Origin of the sequence: Melissococcus plutonius ATCC 35311 (assembly GCF_000270185.1) — a bacterium.
Classification (GTDB): Bacteria; Bacillota; Bacilli; order Lactobacillales; family Enterococcaceae; genus Melissococcus; species Melissococcus plutonius.
Window position 1 is genome coordinate 19631 of the sequence record NC_015516.1, and the last position, 15967, is coordinate 35597.

Below are 15967 nucleotides of genomic sequence, written 5' to 3' on the forward strand. Positions count from 1 at the left end.
TTCTAGAATCATTTTATATTTTTAAATATTTTTCAAGTAATCTTATTATAGATAGATGTATTATTAGGAGTACATAGGATATGAAAAGAATTGAACGAATTTATTATTATGTAAAAGAGAAAACTAATACTTCCTCCTCTTTTTTATTTAAAGAAATAGATGGAGTTACAACGAAAGAAATAGCGGAGGCTCTAAATATTCAGCGTACAAATGTCAGCAAGGATTTAAATCAATTGGTTAGAGAAGGCAGATTAAAGAAATATGATGGACGACCTGTACGCTATATAGAATTAAATGATACAACAAACTATCAACTAACTGAAAAAAATATACGAAAAGTTATATGGAAAATGAAATCAGTAAAGTATCGAAAAAGAAATATCCATCATTGGCAGTGGACAATTCTCATCATAAGAAATTATCAAAAAAAAATGGGCAAGATATGTTTAAAGAAATGGTTGGTGCTTCTGATAGTATGAAAACTGTTATCGAACAGGCAAAGGCCGCCATTTTATATCCACCTAAGGGATTAAATTGTTTAATCACAGGTCCTACTGGTTCTGGAAAAACTTACTTTGCTCATGCGATGTTTCAATATGCCCAATTACATCAAATTGTTTCTAAAAATAAGGAATTAATTGTATTTAACTGTGCAGATTATGCGAATAACCCTGAATTATTAATGGCTCATTTATTTGGTTATGCCCAAGGGGCGTTTACAGGAGCAACAAAAACGCATGAGGGAATTATTCATGAAGCAGATGGAGGAATTTTATTTTTAGATGAAGTGCATCGTTTACCACCAGAAGGACAAGAAATGATTTTTTATTTTATGGATCATGGAACCTATTCACGTTTAGGAGAAACAGGAAAAAATAGAAAGGCAGATGTACATATTATTTATGCTACAACCGAAAATCCTGCCTCTACTTTATTAGGTACTTTTGTTCGTCGTATTCCTATTATGATCCAGTTACCACAGTTTATTGATCGACCTGCAAAAGAAAAAATTGAGTTATTAAGGTTAATGATTGCTATGGAGGCTACTCGAATTAACCGTCGAATTTCTGTGACTAGGGAAGTCGTTGAAACGTTAATTAGTAGTGTGACCTATGGAAACATCGGTCAATTAAAGTCAAATGTACAATTTGTAACTGCTCAATGTTTTTTAAACCAAATGAACCAAGATGAGTTAGTCATAACAAAAGAGGAATTACCAGAAACAATCAAAAAAGAAATAGTTCAATTGGTAGACAATCAGAAATCTTCTGAGGAATTATCACCCTATCTAGAATCTATAATGACCATCACACCTAATGAATCTTTGGTAACCATTCGTTCTGATTCTTATGAATTACCTTATAATTTATATGAAATTATTGGTGATAAGGCAGAACTTTTAAGAGCTGAAGGAATGAGTCAAGAATATATCAACAATTTTATTACAACAGATATTAATATTCATCTAAAATCTTTTTATAAAGAGCATGATTTTACAATTGGCGCAGGAGATAAACTTTATGAGATTATTGACCCTGAAATAATTCAACTAACAAAAAAAATTTATGCATTTGCCCAAAAAAACCTAGGTTATACCTTACAATCAAATTTTATTTACGCAATGGGATTACATATTAGTTCTTTTTTCAAACGCATTCAATTAGGTGAAGAGATTAATCGGCCATTAAATAAAAACATTCATGATTTAGTATTAGATTACCCAGCAGAATTTAAAACTGCTCAAGCTATCAAAAAAATGATTGAAGAAAATTATCAACAGCAAATTATGGAAATAGAAAGCTATTACTTAGCTGTTTTACTGATTTCATTAAGAAAAAATCCCAAGGTAGGTCATATTGGAGTGGTAGTTGCTGCCCATGGCAATAGTACTGCTACTAGTATGGTACAAGTTGCTGTTCAATTATTAAATGCGACGAATTTACAAGCGATAGATATGCCGCTAGAAATTTCACCTAAAAAAATATTAATAAAAATTATTTCAGCAGTGAAAGAAGTGAATGAAGGAAGAGGAGTGATTCTTTTAGTAGATATGGGCTCTTTAGGAACATTTACGAATGAAATTATTCAACAAACAAATATTGATGTTCGGGTAGTTGACATGGTGACCACTTCACTAGTAATTGAAACAGCTAGAAAAACAGCCTTAATAGATACACAGTTAGATGAATTATATCAGTCATTGAAAAACTTTTATGGCTATGCAAATAATCAGAAAAATCATTTAAAAAAAATAACTAAAGAGAATACCTTTCCTGAAAAACAACTGGCAATCATTGCAATTTGTGCTTCTGGTGAAGGAACAGCAAAGCGAATTAAAGAGATTATTGAAACAACTATTTTAACAAAAATAGATTTTTCAATAAGAGTTTTTCCAGTATCAGTTGTAGATAGCCAACAACAAATAAAAAAATTACAAAGGGATTATCAGATTTTGGCAACAACTGGTATAGCAAGTCCGAATAGTTCTATACCTTTTATCGCTATAGAGGAATTTTTCTCAGGTAAGGCAGTTGGACGTATCATTGATTTAATCAATCAAACGACAAACAAAGTAGAAAAGCTAACATTGAATGTTGAACAGGCAAAGAAATTATGCATTCAGTATATGGATCAGAGTTATTTATTTATTAATCCAAATAAGTTGATTGAACCACTCTGGCAAACAGCAGAAACGATTCATCAAAAATTTTCACTAACCATAGATTATGCTTTTTATGTGAATTTAATTATGCATTTAGCTGGTGCCTTAGAAAGAATTCTGCAACATTCCTCATTGGCTGTAAACAATAAACAATTAATAGCACTAAACCAGGAACCTATTTACAAAGAGACCAAAAAAATAATTGAGGAATTAGAAAGAACTTTGAATGTAGAATGGACAAAAGAAGAAATTTATTATGTTGTTCAAATGATAAAGAATACACTGTGATCTAAAAGAATACACTACAAGCATTTAATTTTTCTTTGCTTGTAGTGTATTCTTTTTGCTGAATAGAGCTAACTAACAAGGAAAAAATAAATACACTAAAGTTGGCATATGAATTGCTTTAATAATCTATGTACAGAGTATTTGAATAAAGTAGAAAGAAAGATTACTGAATAAATCTCTTATTTTGGTAATAATTTAAAAAATATAGTAGTTTAATTAATATATAATAAATGAATTTCTACTGAATAATTGCTAAAAAAATTACAAAATGGATGATTTAGGAGAAAATAATAAAACATGGGAATGGATATCCGATTAGTTAGAATTGATGATCGCCTACTTCATGGTCAAGTAGCTACTGTTTGGACAAAAGCAACAAAGATAAACAGAATTTTAATTGTTAGTGATAAGGTAGCTGAAGATATACTTAGAAAAAATCTGCTTATTCAAGCAGCACCACCAGAAGTACTTGTGAATATATTGCCGATTCAAAAAATGATTGATATTTATCTAGATGAGCGATTTGATCATTTTAAAGCAATGTTATTGTTTACCAATCCAACCGACGTAGTAAGGATAATTAAAGGAGGAATAAAGATTACTGAAATTAATGTTGGTGGTATGAGTTTTCAAATTGGAAAACAAATGATTACTAATGCAATAGCTGTTGATCAAACAGATATTGCGGCATTTAACTACTTGCACAATCAGGGCATCCAATTAGAAATTCGTAAGGTGGTTACAGATAGTCGATTAGACATGATGAATCTATTAAAAAAAGAAAATTTGGTTAAAGATTTGCAAATAAATTGAGAGGATGTGATTCATGAATAATCATTGTAAGAAATAGAGGGAATATTTAAATAGATCTTGGTTAAATAATTACTGATGAATAATTTTATTCTCTATTTCTTTTGGTAAAAATAAAATTAAAACTAAATAGGAGGTATCAAAAAATATGGTGGGGATTATTCTTGCCAGTCATGGAGAGTTTGCTAAAGGCATTTTACAATCCGGTTCCATGATTTTTGGTGAACAAGAAAACGTACAAGCAGTTACCTTAATGCCTAGTGAGGAACCCGATAATTTGAAAGACAAATTGCAACAGGCAATTAGCCAACTTGAAAAAGAAACGGAAATTTTATTTTTGGTTGATCTTTGGGGCGGTACACCATTTAATCAAATGAATAATTTATACGAAGAACATAAAGACAAGTGGGCAATTGTTACCGGTTTAAATTTACCCATGTTAATTGAAGCCTACTCTTCAAGGCTATCGATGAACAGTGCACAAGAAATTGCTGCTCATCTTGTAACAGCTGCTAAGGAAGGGATCAAAATCAAACCGGAAAGCTTGGAACCAAAAGTACCACAAGCAGCGGCACCAGCAACAGATAAACAGCCAAAAGGAGCGCTTCCGAAAGGAACAGTTGTGGGAGATGGGAAAATAAAATATGTTTTAGTTCGTATCGATTCTCGTCTATTGCATGGTCAAGTTGCAACAGCTTGGACGAAGGCAACGAATCCTAATCGAATTATTGTTGTTTCTGACTCTGTAGCAAAAGATGATTTACGTAAAAAGTTGGTTGAACAAGCATCACCACCCGGTGTAAAGGCAAATGTAATTCCAATTCAAAAAATGATTGATATTGCAAAAGATCCAAGGTTTGGTAATACAAAAGCTTTATTGTTATTTGAGAATCCAGAAGATGTTTTGAAAGTCATTAATGCTGGTGTAGATATCCAAGAAGTGAATGTGGGATCTATGGCACATTCTGTTGGGAAGGTTGTAGTAAGTAAAGTATTATCCATGGGTAAAGACGACGTAGATGCTTTTGAACAGATGAAACAAAAAGGTGTAAAATTTAATGTAAAAAAAGTACCCAACGATTCTAATGGAAATATGGATGATTTAGTTCAAAAAGCAAAAACTGAATTATCACAACAGTCTTAATACAAGAAATATAAATTATTAAACTAGGAGGTTTATTATGTCTTTTCTTTCAATGATATTAGTTGTATTCATTTCTTTTTTAGCGGGAATGGAAGGGGTTTTAGATGAATTTCAATTTCACCAACCATTAATTGCCTGTACATTAATTGGTTTAGTAACAGGAAATTTACAAGCGGGGATTATTCTCGGTGGAACACTCCAAATGATTGCACTTGGTTGGGCAAATGTTGGAGCTGCAGTAGCACCGGATGCTGCTCTTGCCGCTGTTGCATCAGCAATTATTTTAGTATTAGGCGGACAGGGAGCAAAAGGTGTTCCTTCAGCTATTGCCATTGCGGTTCCTCTTGCAGTTGCTGGTTTGTTTTTAACAATGATTGTTCGAACGCTAGCTGTTCCGATTATTCATTTGATGGATGCAGCGGCTGAAAAAGCAGAAATTAGAAGAATTGAAATTTTGCATATTTTAGCCATTATTTTACAAGGACTTCGTATCGCTCTTCCAGCAGCAGCCTTGCTATTTATTCCTGCACATACCGTTCAAGCTTTTCTTGAATCAATGCCAGCCTGGTTGACGGAAGGTATGGCAATAGGTGGTGGTATGGTTGTAGCAGTTGGTTATGCTTTGGTTATTAATATGATGGCAACAAGAGAAGTTTGGCCATTTTTCATTCTTGGGTTTGTCGTAGCAGCTATTTCAGATTTGACTTTAATAGCGATTGGTGCAATAGGTATTTCATTAGCACTAATCTATCTAAGTCTTTCTAAAATGGGTGGCTCCTCATCAGCAGGTGGAGGTAATTCAGGTGATCCACTAGATGACATTTTGAACGATTATTAAGGAGGAAAAAGAAATGGCAGAAAAAAGAATTCATTTATCAAAAAAAGATCGATTAGCTGTTGCTTGGCGTTCAACATTTATTCAAGGTTCTTGGAATTATGAACGTATGCAAAATGGCGGTTGGTTATTTTCCATGATTCCGGCGATTAGAAAATTGTATAAAACGAAGGAAGATAGAGCAGCAGCATTAAAACGACATTTGGAGTTTTTTAATACACATCCCTATCTAGCTTCACCAATTTTGGGTGTTACCTTAGCTTTGGAAGAAGAACGTGCAAATGGTGCACCTGTTGATGATGTTGCTATTCAAGGTGTAAAGGTTGGTATGATGGGCCCACTTGCTGGAGTAGGCGATCCAGTCTTTTGGTTTACTATTCGTCCCATGCTAGGTGCGCTAGGTGCTTCTTTGGCTATTGGTGGCAACATTTTAGGACCACTTATTTTCTTTGTTGCATGGAATATTATTCGTTGGGCATTTTTGTGGTATACACAAGAATTTGGCTATCGTACAGGCTCAAAAATTACGGATGATGTTTCTGGTGGCTTATTACAAGATGTAACCAAGGGTGCATCCATTTTAGGAATGTTTGTTTTAGCTGCCTTGGTTGAACGTTGGGTAGTGATTAAATTCTTGCCGGTTGTTTCAAAAGTAAAACTGGATAAAGGTGCCTATGTTGATTGGCAACACTTACCTTCAGGTTGGCACGGACTTCAAAAAGCCTTCCAGGAAGTACATGCAGGCAAGGCGCTTTCCTCAACAAAGGTGACTACCTTACAAGACAATCTGGATCAATTAATTCCGGGATTGGCACCTCTTTTATTAACCTTTTTATGTATGTGGTTGTTAAGAAAAAAAGTTTCACCTATTATTATTATTCTAGGTTTGTTTGTTGTCGGTGTTCTTGGACATATAATTGGTTTATTATAAGAAACAGATAATTAAAAATAATGGGATTCATGAAAATCAATATAAGTATTTTCATGAATTTCAGTTTATTAATAGGATTTAATCCCTTGTTTAAGAATTATGAGTAAAAGCAATAAAATGTAATAAGTATAGTTAATTCAGATATCCATCCATGTTTTAGATTAATATTTTTGTAGCTAGTCAAGAGAAAATGAAAAGGTTGGATTTTTATAATTAATTTCTTACCAGAATGGAGTAGATCAAATGGTTCAATCAATAAATACGAAGGTAGATCTTGTTATTGACGCAACATCATTTACAAGTCTAACTGATTATGGAAAAATCATGATTGGTGATAAGGGATTTGAATTTTATCATGCTCGAGATGTTCAAAAATTTATTCAAATTCCTTGGGAAGAAGTTACATATATATTTGCTTCTGCTATGTTTAAGGGAAAGTGGATTCCGCGTTATACAATTCAAACTAAAACGAATGGTACGTTTACTTTTTCCTCAAAAAAGCCTAAAGTGGTTTTACGTACTATTCGGAATTATGTTGAACCTAGTCATATGGTTCAATCACTTAGTTTTTTTGATGTTATCAAACGTGCATTAAAGACAATGATAAATAGAAAAATCATTTAAATAATAGCTAATTGTATGAATAGGACCGATAATAATTTAATTAGGATATATTAATTAAATTGGCAGAAAATTTATTGTAAAATGGATTATTAAAATAAGATGTAAGGATATTTTATTTAAATCGTTTTGCTTTAAAACAATTTTACCTCTAGTAAGTTGTTTTAAAGTCATTTTTTTGTCTTTTTTTATTTTCCAGCAGTATAATCTATTAAAGCCAAAATTTGCAAAGGAAGTGAATTCATATGTATGAACAAAGAAGAGGATTCAATTGGGGGTCATTAATCTTAGGTATCTTGTTTATTGGAACCTCACTTATGGCTTTTAGTGATCCAACAGGTAATTTACTAACTATTGTATTGGTATTTGCAATATTTGCTATTTTGAAAGGCGTTATTGAGATTTTTGTTAGAAATCGTTTCAATAAATTGTCTAGTTATAGATCCTATGCACCTATTATCCGAGGTGTTATTGATATCTTTATAGGCATTTTCTTCTTATTTAATTTGGGGATTGGTGTTGCCTTATTGCCTTATGTATTTGCCATCTGGTTTTTAGTGGATTCTATTCTAGGATTATTTATGCTAGAATTTGCTAGAACGATGGGAAATGCCTTTTATTGGTTCTATTTGATTACAGACATTCTAGGTATTTTCTTAGGAATTTTATTACTATATCATCCAATTACTTCAGTCTTAACATTAAGCTTTTTAGTTGGTTTTTATTTTATGTTATTTGGGATTACAGAAATCGTTTCTGCCTTTAGATAATTATGAAATGTTTAATAGAACTAAAAACTATAAATCATGGAGTTTAGCCAATTGATTATAAAAATTTAAAATAAGGCAACTAAATTTAGTTGCCTTATTTTTGTTTATTCTTATTTAATTAGATAACATAAAACTAATAGAAGGATGCCTTTCTTTCTAATATCTAAAAAAGAGGTATAAAAATAAAAAAATAACTATATAGTGAAATGACTACTTAATTAAATAATTTAAAAGAGAAATTTGTACTTTTTAGTTAGGTTAAAAAATAAAATTTATCTACTTTATGGACAGTTAAAAACCATTTTTAGCTTTATCGAATTTTTTCTTTATTTTTTGATAAAAACGGATTTTATAGTTAATAAAACTATTTATATAAAATCATAGTTATTGGTTTGTTTTTTAGTTAAAAAGCTGAATTAAAAAGAAGGAGAGGAATTGAAAGATGAGTAAAAAAAGGCGATTTATTGCTTGGAATATTTTAGGAATTTTTGTTATTTGGTGTAGTGTATTATTAAGTATAACTACTAGTAGTTTTTATGCAGAAGAATCAAATCAAAACAAACAATAAGCAACTGTACAGTTAACGTTGAATCCTGAAAATCAATATCAAAAAATAAGTAGTTTTGGTGCAAGTGGCGCTTGGTGGGCAAAAGATGTTGGTGGTTGGATAGATCAGGAAGGAGATCAAACAAAACGAGATAAAATCGCTCAACTGTTATTTGATACAAAGGACAGAATTGGCTTTTCTTCCTATCGGTATAACTTGGGGGCAGGAAGTGCAGATACTAATAATAGTCCTAAAATAACAGATCCTTGGCGCAAGGCAGAAAATTTTGAAAAAGCACCAAAGCAGTATGATTGGACAAAAGATAAAAACGCACAATACATGTTAAACCAAGCAGTGAACTATGGAATTAAAGATATTTATTTATTTGCAAATAGCCCACTTGAACGTTTGACAAAAAATGGAATCGCTTATGGTTCAAATATTAATGGAAGTACAAGTAATTTAGCAAAAGAAAATTATCAAGAGTTTGCTGATTATTTATTAGATGTTACAGAACATTTTATTAAACAAGGAATACCGGTCACAAGTTTATCTCCAATCAATGAACCACAATGGGAATGGACAAGTGGCCAAGAAGGTTGCCATTATAATCCAAAAGAAATGGTTGATTTTGCAAAATTTATTTATAAGGAAAAAGAAAAAAGAAAAACATTACAACAACTTGAAATTTCAGTACCTGAACTTGGTGAATGGATGAATTCAAGCCAAAATTATTATCAAGCAATGGCAAGTGATACAGAATTTATGTAGGCTTATCCAACCTGGGATATTCATTCTTACTGGTCATCAAAAGAAGCAAAACAAAAATTTAACCAATGGTTAGATAATAACCATATAAATGTTGGATTAAAAATGACTGAATGGACAGAAATGGTTAATGGAAAAGATACTAGCATGAAATCTGCTTTAACCCTGGCTAATCAAATTCATGAAGATTTAACACTTTTAGATGTTACAACCTGGCAATATTGGATTGCTGTAAGTTGTTATGATTATCACGATGGATTAATTTATGTAGATTTAAACAATCACAATGTCGAACCTGCTAAAAGACTTTGGTCAATGGGTAATTTCAGTAAATTTATTCGACCAGGGGCAAAACGCTTTGAAGTAACCGTGAATGATGATCAAATAAATACAGTCGGTTTTATCGATGAAAAAACAAATCAAAAAATCATTATCTGTATTAATAATCGTTCAAAAGATAGTACGATTGAGCTACCTGAAGGGACAGTTGCTAAAAGTGCTTATGTGACATCAGAAAATTCTGATTTAAAACAAGTTTTAAATCAGGAATCTACTAAAGTAACTTTATCCGGTGCTTCTGTTACAACTCTAATTTGTAATTAATAAAAATAATTATTTTGTAGAAAATGGATTATTTAAATAAAAAGGAGTAAGACAGATGCAAACATTTATGATAAAAAATTGGAAGTTCAAATTAGAAGAGAATCAAAATGCTTGGCAAAAAGATTTTTTTGATGAAAATTGGGAAGATATTACAGTTCCGCATGATTGGAGTATCCAGCAAGAATTTAGTAAAACAAATGCTAGTGGCACAGGATACCTTGCAGGCGGTATTGCTTGGTATCGTACACATATTTTATTAGAAAAAATCGAATTGACTAAAAAAATTATTCAATTATGTTTTGAAGGCGTATATAAAAATGCAGATATTTGGGTAAATGGCTACCATCTAGGTTATCGACCATCTGGTTACAGTTCTATTTATCATGATATCACAGAAATTATTTCACTAAGACCGGATAATGATTTAGTGATTGCCGTTCGGGTTGATCATTCAGAAATCGCCGATTCACGTTGGTATAATGGTTCAGGCATTACTCGACCTGTTAAGTTGGAAGTTGTAGAAGAAGTATTTTTAGATCGCTATGCTATCACCTTTACAACAGAACAGATTATAAATAACGAAGCAAAAATTAGTTTGGAAGCATTTATAACCAATGCAAGTAATCATGAACAAAAAATAAAAATGATACCAACATTACATCATAAAAAAATGGTTGATTTTCATTTTGATGAAAAATCTCTAACTATTTCGTCAGGTGAGAAACAAAAGGTGACTTTTCAAGGTACAATCAAGAATCCTCGACTTTGGTGTCCAGATTCACCGAACCTGTATCAATTAAATGTACAGTTAGAAATGATGGGAAATACAATTGTGTATTCTAAAAATGTTGGTATTCGGACCTGTTTGTTTGATGCAAATCAGGGATTTTCAATAAATGGACAATCGCTTAAGTTAAAAGGGGTTTGCTTACATGAAGATGCTGGTTGTTTTGGTACAGCAGTACCTACTGTTGTCTGGTTACGTCGATTATTAAAACTGAAGAAAATGGGATGCAATGCTATTCGAATGGCACATAATCCACATGCACAGAATCTCTATGATCTATGTGATAGTTTGGGTTTTTTAGTCATTGATGAAGCTTTTGATGAATGGGAAAATCCAAAAAACAAATGGTGGCAAGGACACAATGTTTATCCGCCTAAATTTGAAGGCTATGCAAAAGATTTTTCTGTTTGGTATAAAAAAGATTTAGCAGATATGATTGAACGCAATAAAAATCATCCGTCAATCATTGCTTGGAGTATTGGAAATGAATTGGATTATCCGAATGATCCATATGCCAATACACTGGTTAAACAAATGATTGGAAATAATGACGAAAATAAACCAGAAAAGGAACAAGGCTTTAATCCTAATCGTCCAGATACACGTTATCTAACCTCAATTGCAAAAAAACTGAGTGATCTATGCCATCAATTAGACAAAACAAGACCAGTTACTTTAGCGATTGCTTTTCCTGAACTGTCTACACAAACAGGACTTCTTGATCCTTTAGACCTAATTGGCTATAACTACAAAGAAGAATATTATGCAAAAGACCATAAGCGATTTCCAGGTAAACCTTTTATTGGTAGTGAGAATAGTCATAAATATTCTAATTGGTTAGCTGTGCTAGAAAATGAATATATTTCTGGACAATTTCTCTGGACAGGTATTGATTATTTAGGAGAGGCAAAAGGTTGGCCACTTCATGGCTCAGATGCAGGGTTATTAACATTAGCGGGCTTTGAAAAAAATAATTATTATTTAAGACAGAGCTGGTGGTCACAAGCACTAATGGTCAAATTATTTACCCGATTAGGTTCTTCTGAAATGACTGATTCTTCTGAAAGAGTACCCGTTTATCGAAAGTGGAATTACGAAATGGGCGATGAGGTAGAAGTAAGATGCTATACAAATGGTGATACCGTCCAATTAATGAATGATGGACAGGAAGTTCCTTTAACTTTTAAAAAAGAGAAGGGCTATTATCAAGCAAAAACCATATTTGAAGGGGAGGATTTAATTGTCACTGCTAAAAGCAAAGATCAAACGGAAACTGACAGATTAAGTGCACAGGGTGAAGCACAGAGATTAATGGCAACCAATTGGCAAAATGAAGGTGCTATTAACTGCTTAAAACAACAAGGGATTGAGCTTGAAGAGGAGATTTATCAAATAGAACTTGAATGGGTCGATAGTAGTAATGAGCGAACAATGGATGAGAAAATTATTTTATTCAAGGGAGAAGGCTGTCAATTGCTAGGGTTTGAAAATGGTGATTTATCAGATAATACAGCCTATACAGAAAATTGGCGTCGTAGTTATGATGGTCAACTCATTTGTTATCTAAAAATTATCGATTCATATGCGAAAGCAACATTCACAGCAAAAAGTTTTAAACCATTAGAGTTAGAATTTAAAGAGAAACAACTTTTAACAAAATTATAAAAAAATAAATAAGCTTTCTCTGTTTTTATTTAACAGAGAAAGCATTTAATAAAAGGAGAAAGAAGATATGTCAAATTTTTTATTTGTATACTTTACTGGAGAACATGAAATGGGCGAACAGGTTTATTTTAGTATTAGCAAGGATGGTAAAAATTTCAAAGATTTAAATAAAGGACAACCAGTATTAATCAGTAATATCAACAAAAAAGGCGTACGTGATCCATTTATCTTGAAACATCCAAAAAAGAATCATTTTTACCTGATTGCTACTGATTTAAAAATTGGGTCTGAAGGTGACTGGCATACTGCACAGAATGCTGGAAGTAAAGATATTATTATTTGGGAAACAGATGATTTAATAAATTGGAGTAATCCTCGGGCGGTAACAGTAGGATTGCCAGAGGCAGGAAATGTTTGGGCACCAGAAGCTATTTATGATACGGATAAGGAGGCATTCTTTGTCTTTTGGGCATCTAAGATCAATGGAAAACATAGAATTTATGGTAGTCATACCGTTTGATTTTATAAATTTTGATTCTCCCTTTCTTTTTGCTGAAAAGGAGTATGACATTATTGATAGTACAATTATTCACGAAGATGGGTACTTCTATCGATTTACTAAAAATGAAAAGAATAAGCGAATCATTTTAGAAAAAGCGCCACAGCTATTTGGAAATTATGAGGAGATTTATTCACCTGTATTAAATCAATTAGCAGGAGTGGAAGGACCAGAAGTATATCAAGTTGAAGAACATTTATGGTATTTAATTTTAGATCGATTTATGGAAGGAAAAGGATACAACCTTTTAAGTACGAAAAATTTATCAAGCGGTGAATTTACCATTTTCCCAGAAGGATCTTACGATTTTGGCAAAAATAAAAAACGTCATGGTGGCGTTATGGCAATTACTACTGAAGAATACCAACGACTACAATCTCATTACAATTAAGCTATTTTTAATTTTTAATAGAAGATAGAAAAAATATTGATATCTTAAAAATAAAAATATTATCTAAAAATTGTTATTTACAAATAATTGTAATTGTTTAATGAATAATAAATTGCTTATTATCAAGACTATAAAAAAAGAAAGTCGATTTAATTACATAGAAAACATTAAAATCATTCTGGTTTTCAATCTTTAAAACGAAGAAGTTAAAAGACAAGAACCCTATTGAAATATTGTTACTATGTTCAAAGATAAGAGGATTATTCAGAAAATACAAAAACAATTAATTATTTAAAAAATAAGCAAGCTAAAAAAAATTCTCTCGTCCGCTTGCTTATTTAGATATAACAATAAATTAATTTAATAAGTAATGAAAACCACAACTGGAAATATAAACACACTGAAAAGATAAGTATAAATGTTTTTTAGGCATTTTACTTATCTTTTCATTTTAATATGTTTAATTGGTATTATAGATGATTAAATCACTTGATAATTTATGATGATTTTCTCAAATAAATAGTTGAAAAATTTTCTAGTTTCAATTTAATAATTGTTATTTTATTCTTTTATCAGATAGGTTGTATAAGCGGCCATCTTTTCATCATTTTCTAGTAATTTTCCAGTCAGTAAGTCTTTTTTACCAATAAACCGTTGTGGTAATGATAATAATTGGTTTTTAAAATTGATGATGAAATAATAGGCGTGATTTCCTTTATAACGGCAAGTGATCTCTAAATCAGTTGGTTCATTTATGACGGATTGAATTTGCTTCTCTGTTGTTACCATTTCTAATACTTTATTTAAGGCATGATTTTCTAATTGGGTACCAACGTAATAAACAGTTCCCTGACCAAAATTATTTTTCGTTACAACAGGTGTTTCTGCGTAGAAATTACTTGTATAATTAGCAAGTGAGCTGGCTGTTTCTAAATGAATGATATCACATATCAAACTACACTTACTTTCTGTATGATCATTGAATTGCAGAGTGTTTGTTTGTTCAGGTGCTAAAGCATCTGTCTCCTCTACCCAAATCCCCGCTAGTTTTCTTAGTGGACCAGGATAACCACCCAAGTAGGCATTATCTGATTGGTCAACGATTCCACTCATGAAAGTCGTTAATAATGTCCCACCATTTTGTACAAAATTTTCTAATGCTTTTTGCATTCCTGCTTTTATCATATATAGTACAGGAGCAATGACCACTTTATATTTTGTAAAGTCTGCATCAACAGGAATCATATCAACAGAAATGTTTTGTTCATAAAAGTAACGATAATATTGATGAATTTGTTCTACATAGGTTAAATCAACATTAGGACCACTGGTATATTCTAAGGCCCAGTAGTTATCCCAATCAAAGACAATACCTACTTCTGAGCTATTTTGACTATTAATAACCTCTGATAGCTGACTTAATTCAGCTCCCAATTGTTCACATTCTTTAAATACACGTGTCTCTTCATGTCCACAATGTTCAATGACTGCCCAATGGAATTTTTCACAGGCACCAACAGAACGTCGTAATTGGAAAAATTGTATTGTATCCGCACCGTGAGCAATTGTTTGATAGCTTTGTGCGCGCATTTGTCCTGGTTTTTTTAGTGAATTATAGGCCTGCCAATTTTGTTGTGAAGGTGTTTGCTCCATTAGCATGAATGGTTGGTTTTTTAAGCCACGCATTAAAACATGCGTCATAGCTACCATGCTCCAAGGAGTATTGTAAGCAGGATAATTATCCCAGGAGACAATATCTAATTCTTTGGCCCATTTAAAATAATCCAATCCTTTATAAGTACCCATTAAATTAGTTGTAATCGGTGTTTTAGTGTCAAATTTATGGATGGCTGTTTTTTCCATTTTAAAATTGTTAAGCAAGCTATCTGAAATAAAACGTTTGTAATCAATAGAGATACCAGCAAAAGCTGTTTTATCAGTACCAATACCTTCTGATAAACGATTTGGAGCAACAATTTCATCGAAGTCATATAGGGTATGCCCCAAAAATTCCATATTCCAAGCCTGATTTACCGAATCAATAGTTTTATACTTATCTTTCACCCATACCTGAAAAGCTCTTTCACATTTTTCACAATAACACTCACCACCATATTCATTGTTAACATGCCAACAACTTATATTTGGATGATTTCCATAGCGTTCGGCTAGTTTTTTTACCAATCTTTTTGCAAATTTTTGATAGACTAAACTGTTTGGACAAGCGTTGTGCCGTTGCCCAAATTTATGCGAACGACCTTCATAGTCTACACGTGCTACTTCTGGATATCTTTTGTACATCCAAGCAGGCAAAGCACCAGTTGAAGTGGCTAAAATAATAAAATAATTTTCATCACTGAGAAGTTGGATGATTTCATCTAGTTCTTTAAAATCATAACTATTTTCTGAAGGTTGTATTTTTGACCAAGAAAAAACATTAATGGTGGCACTATTAATATGTGCTTTTTTGAATAATTGCATATCTTCTTGCCAAATATCTTTTGACCATTGATTTGGATTATAATCCCCACCGTAAATAAATTGATTAAAATCTGTCATAGCGTAATTTATCCCTCCAATGTCTAT

At 31.9% G+C, this 15967-nt stretch carries 13 protein-coding genes and 1 pseudogene; 13 read left to right on the forward strand and 1 reads right to left on the reverse strand.

From position 1 onward, the window contains the following. Window positions 1-80: 80 nt before the first annotated feature. From MPTP_RS00080 to MPTP_RS09785, 13 genes and pseudogenes are all read left to right on the forward strand, one after another. A pseudogene (locus MPTP_RS00080) lies at window positions 81-2978 on the forward strand (sigma 54-interacting transcriptional regulator). 269 nt (window positions 2979-3247) lie between these two features. Next, a complete protein-coding gene (locus MPTP_RS00085; RefSeq protein WP_013772955.1) occupies window positions 3248-3763 on the forward strand; it encodes a PTS sugar transporter subunit IIB in 516 nt (171 codons plus the stop codon). A gap of 145 nt (window positions 3764-3908) precedes the next feature. After that, window positions 3909-4904 (forward strand): mannose/fructose/sorbose PTS transporter subunit IIA, encoded by a 996-nt coding sequence (locus tag MPTP_RS00090; protein WP_013772956.1) that lies wholly within the window; start codon window positions 3909-3911, stop codon window positions 4902-4904. Between the two features lie 37 nt (window positions 4905-4941). Next, window positions 4942-5742 carry a PTS mannose/fructose/sorbose transporter subunit IIC gene (locus MPTP_RS00095; RefSeq protein ID WP_013772957.1) on the forward strand — a complete coding sequence of 267 codons (801 nt, stop codon included), beginning with the start codon at window positions 4942-4944 and terminating at the stop codon, window positions 5740-5742. 13 nt (window positions 5743-5755) lie between these two features. Next, window positions 5756-6670: a PTS system mannose/fructose/sorbose family transporter subunit IID gene (locus MPTP_RS00100; protein ID WP_013772958.1), complete on the forward strand. Its 915-nt coding sequence runs from the start codon at window positions 5756-5758 to the stop codon at window positions 6668-6670. A 243-nt stretch (window positions 6671-6913) separates the two neighbouring features. Next, window positions 6914-7294, forward strand: a complete 381-nt coding sequence (locus MPTP_RS00105) for a DUF956 family protein (RefSeq protein ID WP_013772959.1) — start codon at window positions 6914-6916, stop codon at window positions 7292-7294. A 242-nt stretch (window positions 7295-7536) separates the two neighbouring features. Next, window positions 7537-8061, forward strand: a complete 525-nt coding sequence (locus MPTP_RS00110; RefSeq protein WP_013772960.1) for an HdeD family acid-resistance protein — start codon at window positions 7537-7539, stop codon at window positions 8059-8061. A 442-nt stretch (window positions 8062-8503) separates the two neighbouring features. Further along, the gene (locus tag MPTP_RS10145) at window positions 8504-8629 is read left to right on the forward strand and encodes a hypothetical protein (protein WP_013772961.1); all 126 of its coding nucleotides are present in this window, start codon (window positions 8504-8506) and stop codon (window positions 8627-8629) included. A gap of 18 nt (window positions 8630-8647) precedes the next feature. Beyond that, window positions 8648-9379 (forward strand): glycoside hydrolase, encoded by a 732-nt coding sequence (locus MPTP_RS09770; protein ID WP_013772962.1) that lies wholly within the window; start codon window positions 8648-8650, stop codon window positions 9377-9379. Between the two features lie 102 nt (window positions 9380-9481). Beyond that, complete coding sequence (locus tag MPTP_RS09775) at window positions 9482-9979, forward strand: glycoside hydrolase (RefSeq protein WP_013772963.1); 498 nt, start codon at window positions 9482-9484, stop codon at window positions 9977-9979. Between the two features lie 55 nt (window positions 9980-10034). Further along, window positions 10035-12431, forward strand: coding sequence for a glycoside hydrolase family 2 TIM barrel-domain containing protein (locus MPTP_RS00120; protein WP_013772964.1), 2397 nt, complete (start codon window positions 10035-10037; stop codon window positions 12429-12431). Window positions 12432-12498: 67 nt separating this feature from the next. Further along, window positions 12499-12951 carry a glycoside hydrolase family protein gene (locus tag MPTP_RS09780; RefSeq protein WP_013772965.1) on the forward strand — a complete coding sequence of 151 codons (453 nt, stop codon included), beginning with the start codon at window positions 12499-12501 and terminating at the stop codon, window positions 12949-12951. Next, window positions 12890-13381: a glycoside hydrolase family protein gene (locus MPTP_RS09785; protein ID WP_231849640.1), complete on the forward strand. Its 492-nt coding sequence runs from the start codon at window positions 12890-12892 to the stop codon at window positions 13379-13381. Before MPTP_RS09780 ends, MPTP_RS09785 begins: the two co-directional genes overlap by 62 nt. A gap of 561 nt (window positions 13382-13942) precedes the next feature. On the opposite strand, the gene MPTP_RS00130 is transcribed toward MPTP_RS09785, so the two are convergent. Next, on the reverse strand, window positions 13943-15940 hold the full coding sequence (locus MPTP_RS00130) for a beta-galactosidase (protein ID WP_013772967.1): 1998 nt from the start codon (window positions 15938-15940) through the stop codon (window positions 13943-13945). Window positions 15941-15967: the final 27 nt, after the last annotated feature.

Coding starts and splice junctions, on each gene's coding strand:
- MPTP_RS00085 (WP_013772955.1), top strand. CDS start 3,248: ATGGGAATGGATATCCGATTAGTTAGAATTGATGATCGCCTACTTCAT.
- MPTP_RS00090 (WP_013772956.1), top strand. CDS start 3,909: ATGGTGGGGATTATTCTTGCCAGTCATGGAGAGTTTGCTAAAGGCATT.
- MPTP_RS00095 (WP_013772957.1), top strand. CDS start 4,942: ATGTCTTTTCTTTCAATGATATTAGTTGTATTCATTTCTTTTTTAGCG.
- MPTP_RS00100 (WP_013772958.1), top strand. CDS start 5,756: ATGGCAGAAAAAAGAATTCATTTATCAAAAAAAGATCGATTAGCTGTT.
- MPTP_RS00105 (WP_013772959.1), top strand. CDS start 6,914: ATGGTTCAATCAATAAATACGAAGGTAGATCTTGTTATTGACGCAACA.
- MPTP_RS00110 (WP_013772960.1), top strand. CDS start 7,537: ATGTATGAACAAAGAAGAGGATTCAATTGGGGGTCATTAATCTTAGGT.
- MPTP_RS10145 (WP_013772961.1), top strand. CDS start 8,504: ATGAGTAAAAAAAGGCGATTTATTGCTTGGAATATTTTAGGAATTTTT.
- MPTP_RS09775 (WP_013772963.1), top strand. CDS start 9,482: ATGACTGAATGGACAGAAATGGTTAATGGAAAAGATACTAGCATGAAA.
- MPTP_RS00120 (WP_013772964.1), top strand. CDS start 10,035: ATGCAAACATTTATGATAAAAAATTGGAAGTTCAAATTAGAAGAGAAT.
- MPTP_RS09780 (WP_013772965.1), top strand. CDS start 12,499: ATGTCAAATTTTTTATTTGTATACTTTACTGGAGAACATGAAATGGGC.
- MPTP_RS00130 (WP_013772967.1), bottom strand. CDS start 15,940: ATGACAGATTTTAATCAATTTATTTACGGTGGGGATTATAATCCAAAT.